Source organism: Pseudomonas sp. MIS38 (genome assembly GCF_019891575.1).
Taxonomy (GTDB): Bacteria; Pseudomonadota; Gammaproteobacteria; order Pseudomonadales; family Pseudomonadaceae; genus Aquipseudomonas; species Aquipseudomonas putida_A.
In genome coordinates this window covers 33953-56205 of the sequence record NZ_JAFLXF010000007.1, presented here as the reverse complement: position 1 = coordinate 56205, position 22253 = coordinate 33953, and the positions used below count along the sequence as shown (strand labels likewise).

Here is a 22253-nt window from a genome sequence, read left to right as displayed (position 1 = left end):
AAGGATTCCCCCGTGCGACGATCAGGCCAAGCCCCTGACGCCCGGGCCAAATTCGCGCAATAAAAGACGCGAGATCTTATTCCGTGAGGCTCGCTGACACTGGTCAGCGGACCAACCAGTCCAGGTATATGGCGCACAATGACTTCTAAAAACAATCCCGCCACTGCGGTATCCGATCTGACCCTGAGCCCTGCCGCAAACAGCCCGTCATCATCGAAGCCATTGCCTCCCTCGCGCCCGCTGGGCACTCAGCAATATCTGTACTACACCGAAACCAACACCGACCGCATCCTCGACAACCTCGATGGCCTGCGTGATCTGGTGTTCCCGCGTCCACCGCACCTGGAAGGCGACAACGAACAGCACAACGATCAGGAGTTTCCGTCGGTGTGCCTGATCGGCCTCGGTCGCTGCGGCTCGAACATCGCACTCGACGTCGCGGAGCTGGTGTACAACGCGCGCAAGTTCTACCTCAACGAATTCAACAACGAAGACCGCGCTGCTGACCGCCGTCTGGCCGACAAGGGCTACAGCCCGGCGCAGTGGATCAAAAACAACCTGCGGATCGGCACCAACAAGTCGAGCAAACCGGTGTTCCTCGTCGAACCGCTGGTGATGCTCGGCGACCTCGACAAGGACATCGCCGGGCGCATCCGCTTCTCGCGCAAGGGCGAGAAAAGCGGCTTCCTGCGCGATTACAGCAAAATGAAGATCATGGACTTGTCCGAAGTCCACGCCGGTGGCGCCGGTAACGCGCCGATCCTCGGCCAGTATCTGGCGAAAATCATCCTCAACAAGGACACCCAGCGCTTCTCCAGCCCTGACTGGAAAATGATCCACTCGTACCTGATCGACAGCTGCGGCATCAAGGCCAACCAGTCGCGCCTGTACTTCTCGATCTTCAGTGCCGGCGGCGGTACCGGTTCGGGCATGGCCTCGGAATTCGGCCTGGCCCAGCAGCACTCGTACATGAACAAGACGTTCGACACCAAGCCGATGGACGAGCACGACGGCAAGAGCGGGCATTCGTTCGTGTTCGAGCCGATCTTCACCAGCGGCATCTGCGTGCTGCCGAACATTTCCGACCACCGCAGTGAAATGTCCGAGGCGCTGCACATCAACGCCGGCCGCCTGCTGTGCAAATACCTGTCGGAGGAATGGGATTTCTCCTACAACTTCGCCAATGAAGACAGCAGCGAAGCCAGCGTCATGGGCCGTATCCGCCCATGGAACGCGATGATGCTGATCTCCAACGACATCATGCGTTACGCCGAAGAGAGCGATGACGGCAACATCCAGAACATTGATGTCAATGCGATGGAAAAGCACGCCAACCAGTACATCTCGCAGCAGATCTTCAACATACTGACGGCGCAGGCGGTGACCACCGACTACGACCAGAACTACTTCCGCCGCGCCGGCATCGACATCGGCGAAACCATTCGCCTGGATGCCAACGACCTGTTCATGAGTCTGGCCGGCCCGGTGGCGATTGCCTACGCCGAATCGGTGGTGCCGGAAACCCCGCCGCCGAGCAGCGACAAGTTCAAGGTCTTCGACAAAGAGCCACAGCGTCTGAACATCGACGACCTGTTCTTCCGCTCGATCGACCTGCCGCACTTCAACAAGGTCACCCAGGCCATCGAAGGCATCAGCCTGCTGCCGATCGAATCCAAGCGCTATCGCGCCTCGCTCGAGCAGTACAAGAATTCCGGCTACGACGCCGCGGCGCTGCACGACCTGCACTTCTTCAAGAACTGCTCGTCGGTGGTGTCGATCGTCTCGTTGCCGAAGGACTACAAACTGTCGTACATGGACCTGAACCGGTTGAAGACCCACCTCAACAGCCTGTTCCCCAACACCACGCTCAAGCGTTATGCGCTGGTGATCGGCGCTTCGGCCAACCTGTCGCTGACCACCCTGATCGCCAAGAGCCCGTGCCTGTCGGACGACTTCCTGACGTTGATCGTGGCGTTCATCAAGCGCTGCTTCGCCAAGACCCCGTACCGTTTTGACGAGACTTTGGACAACTCGATCCTCGACTTCATCATTAATGAAGAGTTCGACGAAGACCGCATCGACGATCTGCTCAACGAGTTCGAGAACCCGGCGAAGATCCTCGACACCAACTGGTACGCGATCAAGCCGATGTACGAGAAGAAGTACCGCGAGCTGATCAACGACAAGGACAAGTTCGTCTCGATCAACGACATTCGCCTGTCGCGCGATTGCGTGAAGAAGTCGATCAAGTACCTGCGCGAGATCTACCGTCACCGGATCGGCAAGACCAAGGTTATTTCCTTGAATAACCATACCGGGAAGACTTACTCGGTCTGATCCAGATCCGAGTTGCCCCTATCGCGAGCAGGCTCACTCCTACAGTTGAAATGCGTTCCCCTGTAGGAGTGAGCCTGCTCGCGATGGGGCCCTCAAATTCCCTGAAAATCTCAGCCCTTCCAATATCCAGAAACAATTAAGCAGCCCTCCGGCTGCTCAATAAACTGTTCCCGTTACGTTTACGTCACCGTGAGGCCACCCACGCTTGTGGCCTTTCTCTACGGCAACGTGCCATCACGCTACTCGGCTACACACTTTTCGCTGATGGTCTCACGCACTACAAAGGTGCGCGAGCTCAGGCGACCGCCCTTTCCTGGATCAGAATCCACGGACTCACCACCACCGCCCACAGCGCTGGATCACGTTCGAAAATATCCAGCGCCCGCGTTTCAGACAGCTTGGCGACCTTGTCTTCGGCCAGCCAGGCGGCGACTTTCTCGCCATCATCCGAGGCCACGGCCTCGGCGGCGGCGATCAAATCCAGAGCCGGGTCGACCCACAATAGGGCACCCTTGGCGAAGAACGGCTCCAGCTCTTTCCAGGTAATAGATGCGGTTTCACCAAGCAGCTTGGCATAGAGGGTGCTAGGTTCTTGATTCATGGGACTGTCCGGAAAAGAAATCGACGCGAATGATAACGTCGGTGGTCCGGCAGAAAAACCCGGTTGCAAATGGCTTCACCGAACGAAAAGAGCAGGAACGCCAAGGAATGCTGGTGTTTGGGATATATGCCCACGAAAGCCCCGCCGCAATTCTGTCTTTTTCATTCAAAAATGCGACACCCCCAAGTTTTGCCCCTCGGCGCCTGCTTCCCAGGCCAACAACCGGCGCTCTACACTGTACCGGTACAGTTGCCGGGGGCATTTCCGGAGGGTATCGCAAAGATATCTGACCCGGTTCTGCTGCTGCGGCGCCAGAACTCAAAAAAATTACAACAGTAAGAGTGGAGCACTATGACTAAGGCTACTAAGCAGATTTCCAAACTGTTTGCCGCTATGGTTCTGGCCGGGGTTGCCAGCCATTCGTTCGCCGCTGACACCATCAAGATCGGTATCGCCGGCCCTAAAACCGGTCCTGTAGCCCAATACGGCGACATGCAGTTCAGTGGCGCGAAAATGGCCATCGAACAGATCAACGCCAAGGGCGGCGTCGACGGCAAGAAACTCGAAGCCGTTGAATACGATGACGCGTGCGATCCGAAACAAGCGGTAGCGGTGGCGAACAAGGTCGTCAACGACGGCGTCAAGTTCGTGGTCGGTCACCTGTGCTCCAGCTCCACTCAGCCTGCTTCGGACATCTACGAAGACGAAGGCGTCGTGATGATCACCCCGGCTGCCACCAGCCCGGACATCACCGCCCGTGGTTACAAAATGGTCTTCCGCACCATCGGTCTGGACAGCGCCCAGGGCCCTGCCGCCGGTAACTACATCGCCGACCACGTGAAGCCGAAAATCGTTGCCGTCCTGCACGACAAGCAGCAATACGGTGAAGGCATCGCTACCGCAGTCAAGGCGACTCTGGAGAAGAAAGGCGTGAAAGTCGCCGTGTTCGAAGGCGTCAACGCCGGCGACAAGGACTTCTCTTCGATGATCGCCAAGCTCAAGCAAGCTAACGTCGACTTCGTCTACTACGGCGGCTACCACCCGGAGCTGGGTCTGATCCTGCGTCAATCCCAGGAAAAAGGCCTGAAAGCCAAGTTCATGGGTCCGGAAGGCGTGGGTAACGACTCCATTTCGCAGATCGCCAAAGAGTCCTCCGAAGGCCTGCTGGTGACCCTGCCGAAATCCTTCGACCAGGATCCGGCCAACGTTGCCCTGGCTGATGCCTTCAAGGCGAAGAAAGAAGACCCGAGCGGCCCGTTCGTGTTCCCTTCCTACTCGGCGGTTGAAGTGATTGCCGGCGGTATCACCGCAGCCAAATCCGAAGACCCGGCCAAAGTGGCCGCAGCCATTCACGCAGGCTCCTTCAAGACCCCTACCGGCGACCTGAGCTTCGACGCCAAGGGCGACCTGAAGGACTTCAAATTTGTGGTTTACGAGTGGCACTTCGGCAAACCGAAAACTGAAGTTTCGCCTCAGTAAGGCGCGCCCTGACTGACTGCCAATAAAGCCCACGGCGTGCCGTGGGCTTTGTTTTACGAATGTATGGGCCGCGCTGGCGTGATCCGCCAGTCTCCCCACCTGAAAATCTCAAAACCGTCATCAGCGGTTCGCTGGCAAAACCCGGATTCGAAGTGGATAAAGATCCACGGGGCCGGGCGGGAAAATGACTCCACCAGTGAAATGCGTATCAGGTTTTTAGGAGCGCTGTAATGCCTGACATCTATCACTTCTTCCAACAGCTGGTTAATGGCCTGACCATTGGCAGCACGTATGCCCTGATTGCCATCGGCTATACGATGGTTTACGGCATCATTGGAATGATCAACTTCGCCCACGGCGAGGTGTACATGATCGGCTCCTACGTGGCGTTCATCGCCATTGCCGGGCTGGCCATGATGGGAATCGACAACGTCCCGCTGTTGATGACCGCCGCGTTCATCGCGAGCATCGTCGTCACCAGTTCCTACGGTTACAGCATCGAACGGATCGCCTACCGCCCCCTGCGCGGCAGCAACCGTCTGATCCCGCTGATTTCCGCGATCGGTATGTCGATCTTCCTGCAGAACACGGTTCTGCTCGCGCAAGACTCCAAGGACAAATCCATCCCCAACCTGATCCCCGGCAACATCTCCATCGGGCCAGGTGGCGCACATGAAGTGCTGATTTCCTACATGCAAATCGTGGTGTTCGTGGTGACTCTGGTCGCCATGCTCGGCCTCACGCTGTTCATCTCCCGCTCTCGCCTGGGTCGCGCCTGCCGTGCCTGCGCCGAAGACATCAAGATGGCCAACCTGCTGGGCATCAACACCAACAACATCATCGCCCTGACCTTCGTCATCGGTGCTGCGCTGGCAGCCGTCGCTGCCGTGCTGCTGAGCATGCAGTACGGCGTGATCAACCCGAACGCCGGTTTCCTCGTCGGCCTCAAGGCCTTCACCGCTGCGGTACTGGGCGGGATCGGCAGCATCCCCGGCGCGATGCTCGGCGGGCTGGTGCTCGGGGTGGCGGAAGCCTTTGGCGCCGATATCTTCGGCGACCAGTACAAGGACGTCGTGGCTTTCGGCTTGTTGGTTCTGGTGCTGTTGTTCCGTCCGACCGGCATTCTGGGCCGTCCGGAGGTTGAGAAAGTATGACTAGGAATCTTAAACAGGCACTGTTCAGTGCCTTGCTGGTGTGGGCCGTGGCCTACCCGGTACTCGGTCTGAAACTGACCATCGTCGGCATCAACCTCGAAGTGCATGGCACCAGCCCGGCCATTCTGGCGACCATCGCCGTGTGCTCGGTGCTGATGTTCCTGCGGGTGCTGTTCAACCAGCAGATCAGCAAGGCGTGGAAATCCTCGCCGGGCCTGCCGTTGATCCCGGCCAAGGCCAGCAATTTCCTGACCCTGCCGACCACCCAACGCTACATCATCATTGCGCTGATCCTCGGTGCACTGGTGTGGCCGTTCTTCGGCTCCCGCGGAGCGGTGGACATCGCCACGCTGATCCTGATCTACGTGATGCTCGGCCTCGGTCTGAACATCGTCGTCGGTCTGGCCGGTCTGCTCGACCTCGGTTACGTCGGTTTCTACGCCGTCGGCGCCTACAGCTACGCGCTGCTGTCGCACTACTACGGCCTGAGCTTCTGGATCTGCCTGCCGATTGCCGGTCTGATGGCGGCGACGTTCGGCTTCCTGCTGGGCTTCCCGGTGCTGCGTCTGCGCGGTGACTATCTGGCGATCGTGACCCTGGGTTTCGGCGAAATCATCCGGCTGTTCCTGCGTAACCTGACCGATATCACTGGCGGTCCGAACGGCATCAGCAACATCGAGAAACCGACGTTCTTCGGTCTGACCTTCGAACGTAAAGCGGCGGAAGGCATGCAAACCTTCCACGAATATTTCGGCCTCGAATACAACTCGATCAACAAGGTGATCTTCCTCTACCTGGTGGCCCTGGTGCTGGCACTGGCGGCGCTGTTCATCATCAACCGTTTGCTGCGCATGCCGATCGGCCGCGCGTGGGAAGCGCTGCGTGAAGACGAAATCGCCTGCCGTGCCTTGGGCCTGAATCCGACGATCATCAAGCTGTCGGCGTTCACCCTGGGGGCAAGCTTCGCCGGTTTCGCCGGGAGCTTCTTCGCTGCCCGTCAGGGTCTGGTGACGCCGGAGTCGTTCACCTTCATCGAGTCGGCGATTATCCTCGCCATCGTCGTGCTGGGTGGCATGGGCTCGCAACTGGGCGTGATTCTCGCGGCCGTGGTGATGATCCTGTTGCCGGAAATGATGCGTGAGTTCAGCGAATACCGGATGTTGATGTTCGGTGCGCTGATGGTGTTGATGATGATCTGGCGTCCACAAGGTCTGCTGCCGATGCAACGCCCACACATGGAGTTGCGAAAATGAGCCGCGAGATTCTTAAAGTCGAAAACCTGAGCATGCGCTTCGGCGGCTTGCTGGCGGTCAATGGCGTGGCCCTGACCGTCAAGGAAAAACAAGTGGTGGCGCTGATCGGGCCGAACGGCGCGGGCAAGACCACCGTGTTCAACTGCCTGACCGGTTTCTACCAGCCATCGGGCGGCAGCATCCTGCTGGACGGCGAGCCGATCCAGGGCCTGCCGGGGCACAAGATCGCCCTCAAGGGCGTGGTTCGCACCTTCCAGAACGTGCGTTTGTTCAAGGACATGACCGCGGTCGAGAACCTGTTGATCGCCCAGCACCGTCACCTGAACACCAACTTCCTGGCCGGCCTGTTCAAGACCCCGGCGTTCCGCAAGAGCGAGCGCGAGGCCATGGAATATGCCGAGTACTGGCTGGAAAAGGTCAACCTGAAAGAGTTCGCCAACCGTACCGCCGGCACCCTGGCCTACGGTCAGCAACGGCGTCTGGAAATCGCCCGCTGCATGATGACCCGCCCACGGATCCTCATGCTCGACGAACCGGCCGCCGGCCTCAATCCGAAGGAAACCGAAGACCTCAAGGCGCTGATCAGCGTGCTGCGTGAAGAGCACAACGTGACCGTGCTGTTGATCGAACACGACATGAAACTGGTCATGAGCATTTCCGACCACATCGTCGTGATCAACCAGGGCACGCCTCTGGCCGACGGCACGCCGGATCAGATCCGCGACAATCCTGAAGTGATCAAAGCCTACCTGGGGGAAGCGTAAATGCTGCAGTTCGAAAACGTTTCCACCTTCTACGGCAAGATCCAGGCCCTGCACAGTGTCAACGTCGAAGTCCGTCAGGGCGAGATCGTGACCCTGATCGGCGCCAACGGTGCCGGCAAGTCCACGCTGCTGATGACGCTCTGCGGTTCGCCGCAGGCGCACAGCGGCAGCATCCGCTACATGGGTGAGGAGCTGGTCGGTCAGGACTCGTCGCAGATCATGCGCAAGAGCATCGCCGTGGTGCCGGAAGGTCGTCGGGTGTTCGCCCGTCTGACCGTCGAAGAGAACCTGTCGATGGGCGGCTTCTTCACCGACAAGGGCGACTATCAGGAGCAGATGGACAAGGTCCTCGGCCTGTTCCCGCGCCTGAAAGAACGCTTCAACCAGCGCGGCGGCACCATGTCCGGCGGCGAACAGCAGATGCTTGCCATCGGCCGGGCGCTGATGAGCAAGCCAAAACTGCTGCTGCTCGACGAGCCGTCGCTGGGCCTGGCACCGATCATCATCCAGCAGATCTTCGACATCATCGAACAGCTGCGCAAGGACGGTGTAACGGTGTTCCTGGTCGAGCAGAATGCCAACCAGGCGCTGAAAATCGCTGACCGTGCGTACGTTCTGGAGAACGGCCGCGTGGTCATGCAAGGCACTGGTGAAGCGCTGCTGACCGACCCGAAAGTGCGCGAGGCGTACCTCGGCGGTTGATCCTTTTCGCTGAACAAAAAAACGGCCTTCGGGCCGTTTTTTTTGTGCCTGGCAGATAGATTGAATCCAACACAGATCCCCTGTGGGAGCGGGCTTGCTCGCGAAAGCGCTGTGTCATCCGACATCAATGGTGTCTGACACTACGCCTTCGCGAGCAAGCCCGCTCCCACAGTGGATTGCAGTGTTCGAAAATCTTTTCGAAAAAACTTTGCACTGCGCTGTAACGCATCGCCATGAGCGTTCTCTAGTGGGGTAAGCAAGCGCACTTCGCTTGTAAAACCCAAGCTCAAATCTGGAGAAACATCATGACTGCTACCACTCGCACCCTGTCCGCCGCTGCACTGGTTCTGGCTCTTGGTTCCGCCCTGAGCATGACTGCCGTTTCCAGCGCCAATGCCGCCGATAACAGCAACATGGAAAAATGCTTCGGCGTGGCCATGAAGGGTCACAACGATTGCGCCGCGGGCGCGGGCACTACCTGTGCCGGCACAGCGAAGATGGACTACCAGGCCAACTCGTGGAAGTTCGTGCCGAAAGGCACCTGCACCACCACCGAGAGCAAGACCTCGCCGACCGGTTTCGGTCAGATGGAAGCCTTCAAAGCCAAGTCCTGATCCATTGCCTGCCCGAGTGACGCCCATGTTCACCACCAACGAACCTGTCCCACCGCGCACTCGGGCAGCCCTCTGCGGGCTCCCGCCCCGCGCGGGGCTGGGGCTCAAGACCGGGCACTTGCGTGAAGTGCTCGGCACCCTACCGGACATAGGTTTCTTCGAAGTCCACGCCGAAAACTACATGGTCGACGGCGGTCCGTTTCATCATTTTCTCGGGTTGATCCGCGAGCAGTATCCGCTGTCGCTGCACGGCGTCGGGCTGTCGATCGGGGCCGAAGGGCCACTGGACGTTCAGCACCTGCAACGCCTGCAAACACTGATCGAGCGTTATCAACCGCAATCCTTTTCCGAACACCTGGCCTGGTCGAGCCACGGCCCGGTGTTCCTCAATGACCTGCTGCCGCTGGCGTATGACACGCCGACGCTGAACCGCGTCTGCGAACACATCGATCAAGTGCAGAACAGCCTCAAGCGGCCGATGCTGCTGGAGAATCCCTCCACTTATCTGGCGTTCCAGCGCTCGACCATCGATGAGCCGCAGTTCATCGCCGAGGTGATCCGTCGCAGCGGCTGCGGTCTGCTACTCGACGTCAACAATGTCTACGTCTCGTGCATCAATCATCAACGCGATCCACTGGCATACCTCGACGCACTGCCCTTGCACGCGGTTGGCGAGATTCATCTGGCCGGGTTCGCCGAAGACGCCGACAGCCTCGGCGACCGCTTGCTGATCGATGATCACGGCGCGCCGATTGATGACGCGGTCTGGGCGCTATACCGACAGGCGCTCGAACGCGTCGGCCCGGTGGCAACGTTGATCGAGCGGGACAACCAGGTTCCGGCGTTCAATGTGCTGCTGGCCGAGGCGCAGCAGGCCGAAGCGTTGTTGCTGCACGCTGGGAGTCGGCCATGAGCACGCAAGCCGACTTCAGCGCCGCCCTGCTCGACACTCGCCTGCCCTGCCCCGCTGGCCTGTGCAGCGCCAACGGTGCTGATCCTGCCAGCCGATTCCTGGTGTATCGCAATAACGTGCAAGGTTCGTTGATCAACGCGCTGGCCGACAGTTATCCGGTGGTGCAGCAATTGGTCGGCGAGGAATTCTTCCGTGGCATGGCCGGCATATTCATCCAGCAGCAGCCGCCGCACAGTCCGTTGATGAGCCGTTACGGCGACGGTCTGGCGGACTTCATTGACGCATTCGAAGCGGCGGCCGAGGTGCCGTATCTGGCCGATGTCGCACGGCTCGAACGCTTGCGCACCCGCGCTTATCACGCCGCCGATGCCGCGACGGTCAGTGCGCAACAGATCAGCGCTGCACTGGCCGATCCGCAAACACTCGCCGAACTGGACATCACCCTGCATCCCTCGCTGCACCTGCTCGATTCGGCTTACTCGGTGGTTTCGATCTGGGCGGCGCATCAAGGAGAAGCGACGCTGGCAGGCATCGACATCCATCAAGGGCAACACGCACTGGTGCTGCGCAACGCTCTGGAGGTCGAGGTGTTTGCCCTCGATCACGGCGCCAGCGTATTCATCCGCCATCTGCTCCATCACCGACCGCTGCTGCAAGCCGCGCAAGACAGTCCACCTTTCGATCTGCCGCAGACGCTCGCCCTGCTGATCGGCCACAACGCCATCACCGACCTGAACACCAAGGTATCGCCATGAACAACCTCATCATTCGCGCCATCGGATTAATGGAAAAAATCCCCCACAACCTGATCGCCTTCATCGCGCGATTCTCGATTGCCGCGGTGTTCTGGAAGTCCGGGCAGACCAAGGTCGAGGGGCTGGCCATCGACTTGATCGACGGCACCGTTCAACTCGGCTGGCCACGCTTGGCGGACTCGACGATTCCGTTGTTCCAGAGCGAATACCACGTGCCGCTGCTGTCACCGGAAATCGCCGCGCACATGGCGGCGTTTGCCGAACACTTCTTTCCGGTGCTGATATTGATTGGCTTCGCCACGAGGTTTTCAGCGCTGGCGCTACTGGGCATGACGCTGGTCATCGAGGTGTTTGTCTACCCCGATGCCTACCCGACCCATGGCACCTGGGCGGCAGTGTTGCTGTACCTGATGGCGACCGGGCCGGGGAAATTGTCGATTGATCATCTGATCGCACGACGTTTTGTCAGCTGACCACAAACTGTAGGAGTGAGCCTGCTCGCGATAGCGGTAATCCAGCCAACATATCTGTTGAATTTGCTTACGCAATCGCGAGCAGGCTCACTCCTACAGGAAATGAGTTAGCGCTGAAGGCGATCCAGCGCCTCGCCGCTGCGTTTGAACCAGCCAATCAGATAATCCGCCAGCACCTGCGTGCGCTTGGGCAAACCGCCCTGGTACGGGTGCACCAGATACATCGGCATCCGCCGCGTCTGAAAATCGCGCAGCAGCCAGCGCAACCGGCCATCAGCCAACTCCGTTTGCAGCAGGTACGACGGCAATCGTGCGATACCGGCGCCGGCCAGTGCGGCTTTCTTCAGCAGGTTGTAATGGTTGCTGGCGAACGGCCCCGACACCCGCACCCGCAGCAATTCGTGCTGTTGGTGATACAGCCATTCCTCGCGACCACTGTAGTGGCTGTTGAGCAGGCAGCGGTGTTCGGCCAGCTCTTGCGGAGTCAGCGGTTCGCCGAACTGTTCTAGATAGGCCGGGCTGGCGCAGGTCATTTCCTGCCACGCCAGCAATGGTTTGGCCACCAGCCGTTCGTCATTGGCCACCTCGGTGCGAATCGCCAGATCGAAGCCATCCCGGGACAGGTCGCGATAGTGGTTGTTCAGCTCCAGCTCGATCAGCACCTCGGGGTATTTCTGCGAGAACTCCAGCAGCAGGCCATCGAAAAACGTTTCCCCCAGCGACACCGGCACCGTCATCCGCACCGGGCCGGCCATGTCGTCTTTCAAACGCGCCAGCGCCTGACGTGCCCGCTCCACCTGAACGACCAGCGCTTGCGCCTGCGGCAGCAAAGCGGCGCCGGCGGCAGTCAGGCTCAGACGGCGCGTCGTGCGTTGCAGCAACACCACGGAAAACTGTGCTTCCAGCTGACTGATGCGTTTGGACAACTGGCCCTTGCTGCAACCCAGTTGCTGCGCCGCCAGGGTAAAACTGCCGGCCTCGATCAATACCGCAAACGCCGCCAGATCATCCATTTCACTCATGGATTGTTTCCAATTGAAAACCAAAGGTTGCCTATTAGTGCGCTTATCCGCAGAAAAAACCACTCTAGACTGAAACTTCGTTCAACCCATTGAGGAACAGTCCCATGAAGATTCTGTTGATCGGTGCCGCCGGCACCATCGGTTCAGCCGTGGATAAAGAGCTGAGCCAGCGTCACGAAGTGATTCGCATCGGTCGCAGCAGCGGCGACTTCCAGGTGGACATCAGCGACAGCGCCTCGATTCGCAAGCTGTTCGAGCAGACCGGCAAGTTCGACGCGCTGATCTGCGCCGCCGGCAACGTGACCTTTGCTCCGCTCGGCGAGATGAACGCTGACAGCTTCGCCCTGGGCCTGAAAGACAAACTGATGGGCCAGGTCAACCTGCTGCTGATCGGTCGCGAATACGCCAACGACGGCGCCTCGTTCACCTTCACCACCGGCGTGCTCAGCCACGACCCGATCCGCACCGGCGCCTCGGCGGCACTGGTCAACGGCGCTCTGGACAGCTTCGTCAAAGCCGCCGCCATCGAGTTGCCGCGAGGCCTGCGCGTCAACTCGATCAGCCCGACCGTGCTGCTGGAAGCGATGGGCAGCTACGCCCCGTACTTCCGTGGCTACAAGCCGGTTCCAGCAGCCGATGTGGCATTGGCCTACGCGAAAAGTGTCGAAGGCCTGCAAACCGGTCAGACCTTTCACGTGGGCTAAACCCTTGTGATCAACGGTCAGCCTGCGTAACGTGGCGGCACTTGTCTGGAGAGCCGAAGATGCGTGTTGCCCGTTCGTTGATCGTTGTCGCCCTGCTGCCGTTATTCGCCGCCTGCCAATTGCTCGACGGCTCTCGTGAAAGCGCGTCCCACGTCGGGCAGACCCGGATGCAGGGGCAGTTGACCGCAGCCGAGGGCAAACTGGTGTTCCAGCCGTGTGGCGAACAGCGTCAGTACGTGGTCAACGACATCGGCGGCACCAGCGTGCTGCAAGAGGCTGCGACCCTCGCCGATCAGCAGGGCAAGCTGTTTGCCGATGTGCGCGGGAGGATCGCCGGCGACCGCCTCGACCTCGGCCAGTTGTACCGCGTCGAGCGCTCTGGCACTGCGTGCGATGACCCGAACTTCAAACTGTTGATCCTGCGTGCCGCCGGCCACGGGCCCGAGTGGAACGTCAAAGTCAGCGGCAAGGGCATGGTCATCGGCCGCGAAGGCCAGCCGGCGCTGGCGGTGCCTTATGTCGAGGAGCAACTGGGCGACGGCCGCTTCAACCTGAGCAGCGAAGCCAACAACCAGCGCATCGAGTTGTGGGTCGCGCCGCAGCGCTGCGTCGACAGCAGCACCGGCAGCGTGCAGCACATGAGCGCCGAGCTGCGCATCGACGGCAAGGTCGAACGTGGTTGCGGGTATTTCGGCGGATCGCGCAACGACTGAGCGTTTTAGCCTCACCGGATCCGGCCTTTGCGGCTTATAATCGCGGCCTTCAAACGCCCTGGCGCAGTTGTGCGCCCCGCGAATCCGGATCCTCGCCATGTTACGAATCACCGAACTCAAGCTGCCAATCGACCATCCCGAAGAAGACCTGCGTGCCGCCATCGTGCAGCGCCTGGGCATCGCCAGCGATGACTTGCTCGATTTCACCTTGTTCAAGCGCAGCTACGACGCGCGAAAAAAGTCCTCCGAACTGTGCTTCATCTACACCATCGACCTCACCGTGCGCGACGAGGCCAAGGTGCTGGGCAAGTTCGCCGACGACCGTAACGTCAACGTGGCGCCGGATGTCAGCTACAAATTCGTCGGTCAGGCGCCGAGCGACCTGAGCCAGCGCCCGATCGTAGTCGGTTTCGGCCCGTGCGGGATATTTGCCGGCCTGCTGCTGGCGCAGATGGGCTTCAAGCCGATCATCCTCGAACGTGGCACCGAAGTCCGTCAGCGCACCAAGGACACCTGGGGTCTGTGGCGTAAAAGCGTGCTCAACCCCGAGTCCAACGTGCAGTTCGGCGAAGGCGGCGCGGGTACGTTCTCCGACGGCAAGCTGTACAGCCAGATCAAGGATCCGAAGTTCCTTGGCCGTAAAGTCCTGCACGAGTTCGTCAAGGCCGGCGCGCCGGAAGAAATCCTCTACGTCAGCAAACCGCACATCGGTACGTTCCGTCTGACCGGCATGGTCGAGACCATGCGTGAAGAGATCCGCGCCCTGGGTGGCGAAGTGCGCTTCCAGGAGCGCGTCACCGATGTGCTGATCGAAGACGGCCAACTGGTCGGCGTCGAGTTGGCGAGCGGCGAAACCCTGCATTCGAAACACGTGGTTCTGGCCCTCGGCCACAGTGCCCGCGATACCTTCCGCATGCTCCACAGCCGTGGCGTGTTCATGGAAGCCAAGCCGTTCTCGGTGGGTTTCCGCATCGAACACCCGCAGTCGCTGATCGACCGTGCGCGGCTGGGCAAGTACGCCGGCCACCCGAAACTCGGTGCTGCCGACTACAAACTGGTGCACCACGCCAAGAACGGCCGTTCGGTCTACAGCTTCTGCATGTGCCCGGGCGGCACCGTAGTGGCGGCGACGTCCGAGCCGAATCGCGTGGTCACCAACGGCATGAGCCAGTACTCGCGTAACGAGCGCAACGCCAACTCCGGGATCGTCGTCGGCATCACCCCGGAAGTCGATTACCCGGGCGGCCCGCTGGCCGGTATCGAGTTGCAGGAGCGTCTGGAATCCCACGCGTTCATCCTCGGCGGCAGCGATTACAAAGCCCCGGCGCAACTGGTCGGCGACTTCATCAACGGCATCCCGTCGACCGAACTGGGCGAAGTCGAGCCATCGTACAAACCGGGCGTGGCCCTGGGCGACCTGGCCCTGGCGCTGCCGGACTTTGCCATCGAAGCGATTCGTGAAGCATTGCCGGCGTTCGAAAAGCAGATTCGCGGCTACTCGCTGCACGATGCGGTCTTGACCGGCATCGAGACTCGCACCTCGTCGCCGCTGCGCATCACGCGTAACGAGTCGCTGCAGAGCATGAACGTCAAAGGTCTGTTCCCCGCGGGTGAAGGCGCGGGTTATGCCGGTGGGATTCTGTCGGCGGGTGTGGACGGGATTCGGATTGCCGAGGCCGTGGCGCGGGACATTCTCGGTCTGGAAGCCTGATACATCTGTCTTGAAGTAACACCAACCTCCTGTGGGAGCGGGCTTGCTCGCGAATGCGGTGGGTCAGTCGACGACAATGTTGACTGACCCACCGCATTCGCGAGCAAGCCCGCTCCCACATTGGTTTCTGTGTTACTTCAGATATTGGCGCGCAGGACTGAAGTCGGCAACGGCTCACCTTTCTCGGCACTCGCCGCCACCGCTGCAATCAATCCCTCCAGCTCATAGCCCTGCGCCTTCAGCCAGCCCTGATCGTAATAGGTGTCGGCATAGCGCTCGCCGCCATCGCACAGAATCGCCACGATCGACCCCGACTCCCCCGCCGCTTTCATCTGCTGCGCCGCCATCAGTGCGCCGATCAGGTTGGTGCCGCTCGACCCGCCGACATGCCGTCCCAGACGCTGCGCCAGATAATGCATGGCCGCCAGCGACAAGGCGTCAGGCACCTTGACCATCGCATCGATAACCTTGGGCAGGAACGACGCTTCCACCCGAGGCCGGCCAATGCCTTCGATCCGCGAACCGCAGTCCAGACGCAGGCTCGCGTCTCCGGTCTGGTAATAATCGAAGAACACCGAGCGCTCGGCGTCGGCGCACAGCACCCGGGTGCAATGCTGGCGGTAACGCACATAACGACCGAGGGTCGCGGTGGTGCCGCCGGTGCCGGGGCTGGAAATCAGCCAGCTCGGTTCCGGGTGTTTCTCGAAACGCATCTGCTGGAAGATCGACTCGGCGATGTTGTTGTTCGCCCGCCAGTCGGTGGCCCGCTCGGCGTAGGTGAACTGGTCGATGAAGTGGCCGCCATGCTCGCGGGCCAGACGTTCGGATTCGGCGTAAATCTGCGTCGGATCTTTCACCAGATGGCTCTGACCACCGTAGAAGGCGATCTGCGCGATCTTCTCTTTCGAGGTGGTCGCCGGCATCACCGCAATGAACGGCAAACCGAGCATACGCGCGAAATACGCCTCGGAAATCGCCGTCGAACCGCTTGACGCCTCGATCACCGGCGCGCCGGGTTTGAGCCACCCGTTACACAACGCATAAAGGAACAACGACCGCGCCAGACGATGTTTGAGGCTGCCGGTGGGATGGCTGGATTCGTCCTTGAAGTACAGCTCAATTCCCGCAAAACCTGGCAGCGGCAAGGGGATCAGATGGGTGTCGGCGCTGCGCTGGAAGTCCGCTTCGATGATGCGGATGGCTTCGCGGGCCCACTGGCGGTTGTCACTCATGGTCATGCTCTCGTTGAGTCGGGCAGGAGTAGCCTTGTCACAGGCTCAGTCCCCCAGCATAGGAAAAAACCGGCAAGGCTCACAGATACAGCTGAGGCTCAATTCATCCACCAACTGCCAGGTTCTGGGCAAATGGGTATCAGGCTTTTGCTGTAATTGCGCAGAACCTATCCCCCCGTTCTTTGAACTGAAGCGGCCTGCTCGCCCCCCTGCCTGACAAATAGCGAACAATCCGCACTTAATCAAAGATCCGTCCTACAGCCAGCATTTGTCCGCTTCGTTAACGTCGCACAGCCCTTTAGAAGGGTTGTCGATGGATGAACGAAAGGACGCTCAGTGGCTCGCAACAAGGACATTCCCCGGGTCCCCAACCCGCCGGCGGGCGACGGGCATCACGTCACCTGGCGCTACATGACGGCCACTGAACTGGCCGAGCGCGAAGCCCGACAAAACGCTTACGACGCCATGCTGGCGCGGCAGGAGGCTTTCGAGCGCAGTCGAGAGGTTGCGGCGAAAAAGCCTGATCCCGTACGCGCCGGGTGCGTGTTCGCCAAGTCCTGCAAGTTGCCGGACGCGATCATCGATTACTCGAATCCTTCGGGGATGGTGCCGACCGACAGCCTGAAAGATTACGGAGATCTGGTCCTGCTCGGCGGCCGTGAAGCCGATGACAGCGGCGGCGTTCCACTCAAGAAAATCAGCGGCACTGCCATCCCGGCAGGCCTGGGCACCTTCGCCCTTGCGGGTGAGGCGTTCAAGGCATTGCCCGCCATCGCTTCCGCCGCCGTTGTGACCCCTTTGGTCGGGCTGGTGGCGTTGCTCATGCCATCGAACCTGGGCGACAGCGCCCTCTACACCGAAGACCAGTTGCTCGCCCTCAGACAGGCTCGAACCCGCGTGCGCCTACATGTCGAACAACAGGCCGACGGCAGCCTCAAGGGTTATGGTTTCTACACCGGCAAGAATCGCGACTGGGAAATGGTCGATGTCGCGCAGTTCACCGCACGTGATAACCGCTTTGTCGCAGACCTCGGCGAAGGCATCGAACTGATCTGGACGCCCGCCGTGGACGGCTCCGACATCCTCGGCATCCCCGCGCTGGAGGCCGCTCCGCAGGCACCGCATATCTGGGTGTACCCACCAACGAAAGCGGCGGACGAGATTCTGGTGAATCCGGTTTATCCGCCGGAGTATCGGGATTTCATTCTGGTGTTTCCGGCGGATTCGGGGGTTCGGCCGGTTTACATTGTGCTCAGTCGAGCTCGCGACCATGCCTACTACGACCACCCGAAGACGCTACCTGCGTTTCCTGATGCAGTCAGAGTGAAGTCCAAGTCATCGGTTCAGGGTGGAGGAAAGCGGCGAGCACGCTGGGTAGACCGCAAAGGTCGGATCTATGAATGGGATTACAAAAGCAATGCTGTAGAAAAATACGACAAACTGGGAACCACTCATTTGGGTGAGTTCAATCATATTACTGGTGAACAAACCGGGCCTGCCGAGCCGGATAGAAGAACCTCTAGAAATTAAGGGACTAAAACATGCGTTACCTTTCAATAACCGGGTTTTACCCTGACGAATTCCAAGACAGCTCGCTACAGTTTGAAATGGATATCAACGGTAGCGAAATGAATGAAAAGGTTGCACAGCTCATTGAATCCAAGCCACTTAACGAACTGGAGCCTGGAGAGTTGTTATTGAGCCGGGATCAAGTAAGCGCATTGGAGGTCCTGCTGAAAGTCAGCTTCCCAAAGGGTCTGGAGTATTTTATGGGTACCTGTGCCCAGCACTAAGCAGTCGAATTGAAACAAACAAAAAACCCCGACCAGTCACCTGATCGGGGTTTTTCTTTACCGCTCGTTGCCGCTTAGTGCGAAACGCGGCTGGTGCCACCGACGGTGGAGATGCGCACGCGCTCACCAACACGGAACACTTCGTTTTCCTGAACCTGTTGCACGTAGGCGCGCATGCTGCCGTCGTCTTCGCGCACGGTGATTTCCACGCCCTGGGTGCGGGTCAGGCCTTCTTCAGTCGCGGAACCGATCAGACCACCGGCCACAGCACCGATGACCGCCGCGACGATGCTGCCTTTGCCGCCACCGATGGCGCTGCCGCCGACACCGCCGACCACTGCGCCTGCAGCGCCGCCGATCGGGGTCTTGGTGCCTTCGATTTTCACCGGACGCAGGGATTCGATGGTGCCCATGCGAATCGTCTGCACACGACGCGCTTCGTCACGGGAGTAGGAGTCACCGGTCAGGCTCGACTGGCAGCCGGTCAGCAACATCGCCATCGTGGAAAAGGAAGCAACCAGCAGAACAGACTTACGCATAGCATCAACTCCAAAAGAACATGTGTTCATTAAACCCCGCTGCTTGACGCCTGTCACGACGCAGCCCGGATAAACTTGATTTTATTCAGGCCCGGTACAGGCACCTGCAAACTCACCCAACAGTAGCGCCAAATCGCTCAATCCGCCCTGCCGACCCAAGGATTTTCATGGATTACCTGATCATTTTCGTCACCACCGTCGCCGGTCTGTACTTCCATTGGTGGCTGTACGTGCGGATCAAACGCTGGATGGATCGTGATCTGGCCCTGTCGCTGGCGGGCAAGGATGAGGGCAAGCGCGCCTTCATGCTAGAACAACTGGCCCATGCCCGGGCGCAGAAAATCAAGCGTCGGGACTTGCCGAAGTGGCTTGAGGCCACTGCGGCAGGCTATCCCGCTCGGTAGACTGCTTAAGGCGCCAGACGTTCAAGAATCCAGTTGGCGCCCTGCAAACGGTAGTTCAGGCGATCATGCAGACGACTTGGACGGCCTTGCCAGAACTCGATGCGCTCCGGCAGCAGACGATAACCGCCCCAGTGTTCCGGACAGTCGGGCTGGGTGTCGCTGAAGCGCTGTTCAGTCGCCTTGAGCAGATCTTCCAGCTCGCCACGCCCGTTGATCACCCGGCTCTGCGGTGAGGCCCAGGCGCCGAGCCGGCTGCCCAGCGGTCGCACCTGATAATACGCGTCGGACTCTTGCGGCGTGACCTTGACCACCCGCCCTTCGATGCGCACCTGGCGCTCCAGGGTTGGCCAGAAAAATGTCATGGCCGCGAAAGGATTCGCCGCCAGATGCTGGCCCTTGGCGCTGTCGTAGTTGGTGAAAAAGGTGAAGCCCTGCGCGTCCAGGCCCTTGAGCAGCAGAATGCGGCAATGCGGTCGACCGTCCGCATCGACCGTGGCCAGGGTCATGGCGTTGGCCTCCACCGGTGCCTGTTCGGTTTTTACCGCGTCGGCAAACCATTGGTGGAACAGCGCAAACGGTTCGCCCGGGGCTTGCGCCTCGGTCAGTCCGTCCCGGGTGTAATCACGACGCATATCTGCCAGAGCCTGGGTCATGGCGCATTCCTTTTCGTTAGCGGATCACTGCTTGGAAGTATCGCTTGCAGCAACTTTCTTGTCAGTCGCTGCGGCTTTGGCCGGGGCGGTTTTCTTGGCAGGGGTTTTTGCCGGTGCCTTGGTCGCCGCTTTTTTCGCCGGCGCCTTGGCGGCGGCTTTCTTCGCTGGAGCCTTTTTGGTTGCAGGTACGGCGGCCTTCGAAGCAGCCGGCGCCGGAGTTACCGGTTTGGCTGCAGGCTTGACGTCCTGTGCGGCAAGCATCGTGGTCGGTGCCGGCGCCGGCATGTTGTACTTGCTCAGCAGCGCAACCATGGTGTTTTGCGGGGTCACCAGCAGTTCGACGCGACGGTTCAGGGCACGGCCTTCGGCGCTGTCGTTGGCGGCACGCGGGGCATCGCCACCCATGCCACGCAGCATCAGGCGATCGCGCTGCAAGCCGCTCAAGCGGAAGATCGCCGCTACGGACTGGGCGCGCTCCTGGCTGAGTTTGACGTTGGCCGGCGCGGCACCGGTGTTGTCGCTGTGACCAAGCACCAGGACTGCGGTTTTCGGGTCAGCTTCGAGGATTTTCGCGACATTGGTGAACGGGCTGAGGGTCACCGGCAGCAGCATCGCTGGACGCTTCGGGTTGAACGAGCCTTCAACCGGCGCGATCACCACCAGCACGTTGTCACGGCGCTCAAGTTGCAGATTGCTGTCCTTGATCGCTGCACGCAGACGTGGCTCGTAGTCATCCAGCCAGGCCTGGGTGACTTTCGGGTCAGGCATCGGCACCACTTTGGCAGTGGATTGATCCTTGCCGCCGAACGGCCACCACCACTTCGTGCCGGTGTCGGCATCGGACTTGGCCACTACCGCCGGTTTGGCTTCTGGTTTGACTTCGGGTTTCACCTCGGCTTTGGCCGCCGCATCATCGGAACCGCCGAACGGCCAGTACCAGTGGCTGCTGCTTTCAGTCTTGGCCACAGGTGCGGTCGCGGCAGGTTTGAGCGGCGCCGGGGCTACGGCAGGAGCCGGGGCTGGGGCCGGCTCTTTGGCCGCCACTTTGTCGGAGGATCCGAACGGCCACCAGCTACCGCCGTCCGCATCGTTTTTAGGAGTCTGTGCACAACCGGTGATCGCAACACACAGGGCCAGGGCGAGAGTTTTTTTGGATGACATTGAAAATCCACAAAGTGAAGTAATGAAAAATCAGAGCTCTTTTGCCCGGATAAACTGACGCTTTGAATCGAAAAACCGGATCTGGTTCCAACCCTGGAACCTCATGTAAAGCTTTACAGACAAGTGGCAAGTACCCGCGCCAGTTGCTGCGCGCGCGGATCCATCAAGACGTACGGCCCAAGGGTATTTGTCACAAAACCGAACGCGACATCGTGCTCAGGATCAGCAAAACCCACTGAACCGCCCGCCCCCGGATGACCAAACGCCCGCGGGCCGAGGCCGTAGGTGGCGTTCGCCATGTCGGGTTGATCGAGCATGCAGCCCAGACCGAAGCGGGTGCGGGTCAGCAGGGTCTTGTCCTCGCCGTAGCTGTGTTCGCGGGTCAGCTCTTCGAGCATTTCGCTTTCAAGCAGGCTGCCGTCGAGCAAACCGGCGTAGAAACCGGCCAGGCTGCGCGCGTTGCCATGACCATTGGCGGCCGGCTGCTGCATGCGGCGCCATTCCGGTTTGTTGGTGCTGGTGAGCACCGACGGCGGATTGGTGAAGGCGCGAGTGGTCATGGCGGTCGGTTCGCGCATGGTCACTTGCAACAGGCGCTGGGCCGCGGCATCGCCGACGTTGCCCTTGCCCCGAGCGATGTGCGCCACGCGGTAGAACTCTTCGTCAGCCAGACCGACGTGGAAATCCAGCCCCAGCGGCTTGGCGACGCGGGCGACGATCGACTCGCCCGGCCCGCGACCGTCAGCGCGACGCAGCAACTCCCCGACCAGCCAGCCATAGGTGATGGCGGCATAGCCGTGGCCGGTGCCCGGCGTCCACCACGGCGCTTCGGCCGCAAGGGCGTCGACCATGGTCTGCCATTCGTAGAGGGCGGCGGGCGCCAGCAACTCGCGCAGGGCCGGCAGACCGGCCTGATGGCAAAGCAATTGGCGCAGGGTGACGGATTCTTTACCGGCGGCAGCGAATTCCGGCCAGTAGCGGGCAACCGGTGCATCCAGTTGCAGTTTGCCTTCGGCCACCAATTGCAATGCGGTGACCGCGGTAAAGGTCTTGGTGCAGGAAAACAGGTTGGCGATGGTGTCGCTGTGCCAGGCCTCGGTTCCGTCCTTGTCGGCAGTACCGGACCAGAGGTCGAGGACGGTTTCTCCGCCGACCTTGATGCACAGGGCTGCGCCGCGTTCCTGGGGATCGTCGAACAGTGCCGCGAAAGCCTCGCGCACCGCTTCGAATTGAAGCTCGTAATGTCCCTGAATCTGCACCCGCAACTCCCCCGCGA

23 protein-coding genes are annotated in these 22253 nt (G+C 60.3%); 16 read left to right on the top strand and 7 right to left on the bottom strand.

Annotated features, from left to right (window positions below):
* Positions 1-138: 138 nt before the first annotated feature.
* A complete protein-coding gene (locus J1G18_RS10385; RefSeq protein ID WP_027614384.1) occupies positions 139-2337 on the top strand; it encodes a hypothetical protein in 2199 nt (732 codons plus the stop codon).
* Positions 2338-2632: 295 nt separating this feature from the next.
* Here the strand turns inward: J1G18_RS10385 and J1G18_RS10380 are convergent, their stop codons facing one another.
* Entirely contained in the window at positions 2633-2938 is a 306-nt protein-coding gene (locus tag J1G18_RS10380) for a DUF2288 domain-containing protein (RefSeq protein WP_047292130.1), read from the bottom strand.
* Positions 2939-3289: 351 nt separating this feature from the next.
* Between J1G18_RS10380 and J1G18_RS10375 the strand changes: the two genes are divergently transcribed.
* The 9 genes from J1G18_RS10375 (at position 3290) to J1G18_RS10335 (ending at position 11045) form a co-directional block, all read left to right on the top strand.
* Positions 3290-4417 (top strand): branched-chain amino acid ABC transporter substrate-binding protein, encoded by a 1128-nt coding sequence (locus J1G18_RS10375; RefSeq protein ID WP_223007611.1) that lies wholly within the window; start codon positions 3290-3292, stop codon positions 4415-4417.
* A gap of 230 nt (positions 4418-4647) precedes the next feature.
* Entirely contained in the window at positions 4648-5571 is a 924-nt protein-coding gene (livH, locus tag J1G18_RS10370) for a high-affinity branched-chain amino acid ABC transporter permease LivH (RefSeq protein ID WP_003222384.1), read from the top strand.
* Positions 5568-6824, top strand: coding sequence for a high-affinity branched-chain amino acid ABC transporter permease LivM (locus tag J1G18_RS10365; RefSeq protein WP_003222382.1), 1257 nt, complete (start codon positions 5568-5570; stop codon positions 6822-6824). Before livH ends, J1G18_RS10365 begins: the two co-directional genes overlap by 4 nt.
* Complete coding sequence (livG, locus tag J1G18_RS10360; RefSeq protein ID WP_003222381.1) at positions 6821-7588, top strand: high-affinity branched-chain amino acid ABC transporter ATP-binding protein LivG; 768 nt, start codon at positions 6821-6823, stop codon at positions 7586-7588. The genes J1G18_RS10365 and livG overlap by 4 nt, the downstream gene beginning before the upstream one ends.
* The gene (locus tag J1G18_RS10355; RefSeq protein ID WP_003222380.1) at positions 7589-8290 is read left to right on the top strand and encodes an ABC transporter ATP-binding protein; all 702 of its coding nucleotides are present in this window, start codon (positions 7589-7591) and stop codon (positions 8288-8290) included.
* Between the two features lie 305 nt (positions 8291-8595).
* Positions 8596-8904 (top strand): DUF2282 domain-containing protein, encoded by a 309-nt coding sequence (locus J1G18_RS10350; RefSeq protein WP_007969475.1) that lies wholly within the window; start codon positions 8596-8598, stop codon positions 8902-8904.
* A 25-nt stretch (positions 8905-8929) separates the two neighbouring features.
* Positions 8930-9817, top strand: a complete 888-nt coding sequence (locus J1G18_RS10345) for a DUF692 domain-containing protein (RefSeq protein WP_223007610.1) — start codon at positions 8930-8932, stop codon at positions 9815-9817.
* Complete coding sequence (locus tag J1G18_RS10340; protein WP_223007609.1) at positions 9814-10572, top strand: DNA-binding domain-containing protein; 759 nt, start codon at positions 9814-9816, stop codon at positions 10570-10572. The genes J1G18_RS10345 and J1G18_RS10340 overlap by 4 nt, the downstream gene beginning before the upstream one ends.
* On the top strand, positions 10569-11045 hold the full coding sequence (locus J1G18_RS10335) for a DoxX family protein (protein WP_223007608.1): 477 nt from the start codon (positions 10569-10571) through the stop codon (positions 11043-11045). Before J1G18_RS10340 ends, J1G18_RS10335 begins: the two co-directional genes overlap by 4 nt.
* A gap of 107 nt (positions 11046-11152) precedes the next feature.
* Here the strand turns inward: J1G18_RS10335 and J1G18_RS10330 are convergent, their stop codons facing one another.
* Complete coding sequence (locus J1G18_RS10330; RefSeq protein ID WP_223007607.1) at positions 11153-12067, bottom strand: LysR family transcriptional regulator; 915 nt, start codon at positions 12065-12067, stop codon at positions 11153-11155.
* Positions 12068-12171: 104 nt separating this feature from the next.
* Between J1G18_RS10330 and J1G18_RS10325 the strand changes: the two genes are divergently transcribed.
* The 3 genes from J1G18_RS10325 to J1G18_RS10315 all read left to right on the top strand — a co-directional run bounded on the left by J1G18_RS10325 (position 12172) and on the right by J1G18_RS10315 (position 15195).
* Complete coding sequence (locus J1G18_RS10325) at positions 12172-12771, top strand: short chain dehydrogenase (RefSeq protein ID WP_098967565.1); 600 nt, start codon at positions 12172-12174, stop codon at positions 12769-12771.
* Positions 12772-12830: 59 nt separating this feature from the next.
* Positions 12831-13484 (top strand): COG3650 family protein, encoded by a 654-nt coding sequence (locus J1G18_RS10320; RefSeq protein ID WP_223007606.1) that lies wholly within the window; start codon positions 12831-12833, stop codon positions 13482-13484.
* A 97-nt stretch (positions 13485-13581) separates the two neighbouring features.
* Positions 13582-15195: an NAD(P)/FAD-dependent oxidoreductase gene (locus J1G18_RS10315; protein WP_098967562.1), complete on the top strand. Its 1614-nt coding sequence runs from the start codon at positions 13582-13584 to the stop codon at positions 15193-15195.
* A 137-nt stretch (positions 15196-15332) separates the two neighbouring features.
* Here the strand turns inward: J1G18_RS10315 and J1G18_RS10310 are convergent, their stop codons facing one another.
* Positions 15333-16427 carry a PLP-dependent cysteine synthase family protein gene (locus tag J1G18_RS10310; RefSeq protein WP_115986242.1) on the bottom strand — a complete coding sequence of 365 codons (1095 nt, stop codon included), beginning with the start codon at positions 16425-16427 and terminating at the stop codon, positions 15333-15335.
* A 336-nt stretch (positions 16428-16763) separates the two neighbouring features.
* Here J1G18_RS10310 and J1G18_RS10305 point away from each other — a divergent pair, with 336 nt between their 5' ends.
* Together J1G18_RS10305 and J1G18_RS10300 are read left to right on the top strand one after the other, a co-directional pair.
* On the top strand, positions 16764-17957 hold the full coding sequence (locus J1G18_RS10305; protein ID WP_223007605.1) for an S-type pyocin domain-containing protein: 1194 nt from the start codon (positions 16764-16766) through the stop codon (positions 17955-17957).
* Positions 17958-17968: 11 nt separating this feature from the next.
* Complete coding sequence (locus J1G18_RS10300) at positions 17969-18220, top strand: pyocin S6 family toxin immunity protein (protein ID WP_027614368.1); 252 nt, start codon at positions 17969-17971, stop codon at positions 18218-18220.
* Positions 18221-18294: 74 nt separating this feature from the next.
* Here J1G18_RS10300 and J1G18_RS10295 read toward each other — a convergent pair whose 3' ends face one another.
* Complete coding sequence (locus J1G18_RS10295; protein ID WP_007969461.1) at positions 18295-18759, bottom strand: glycine zipper 2TM domain-containing protein; 465 nt, start codon at positions 18757-18759, stop codon at positions 18295-18297.
* A 167-nt stretch (positions 18760-18926) separates the two neighbouring features.
* Between J1G18_RS10295 and J1G18_RS10290 the strand changes: the two genes are divergently transcribed.
* Entirely contained in the window at positions 18927-19163 is a 237-nt protein-coding gene (locus tag J1G18_RS10290; protein ID WP_223007604.1) for a hypothetical protein, read from the top strand.
* A 5-nt stretch (positions 19164-19168) separates the two neighbouring features.
* Here J1G18_RS10290 and pdxH read toward each other — a convergent pair whose 3' ends face one another.
* From pdxH to J1G18_RS10275, 3 genes are all read right to left on the bottom strand, one after another.
* Positions 19169-19816 carry a pyridoxamine 5'-phosphate oxidase gene (pdxH, locus tag J1G18_RS10285; RefSeq protein WP_223007603.1) on the bottom strand — a complete coding sequence of 216 codons (648 nt, stop codon included), beginning with the start codon at positions 19814-19816 and terminating at the stop codon, positions 19169-19171.
* Between the two features lie 24 nt (positions 19817-19840).
* The gene (locus J1G18_RS10280) at positions 19841-20977 is read right to left on the bottom strand and encodes an OmpA family protein (protein WP_134785588.1); all 1137 of its coding nucleotides are present in this window, start codon (positions 20975-20977) and stop codon (positions 19841-19843) included.
* 113 nt (positions 20978-21090) lie between these two features.
* Complete coding sequence (locus J1G18_RS10275; RefSeq protein ID WP_134785587.1) at positions 21091-22236, bottom strand: serine hydrolase domain-containing protein; 1146 nt, start codon at positions 22234-22236, stop codon at positions 21091-21093.
* Positions 22237-22253: the final 17 nt, after the last annotated feature.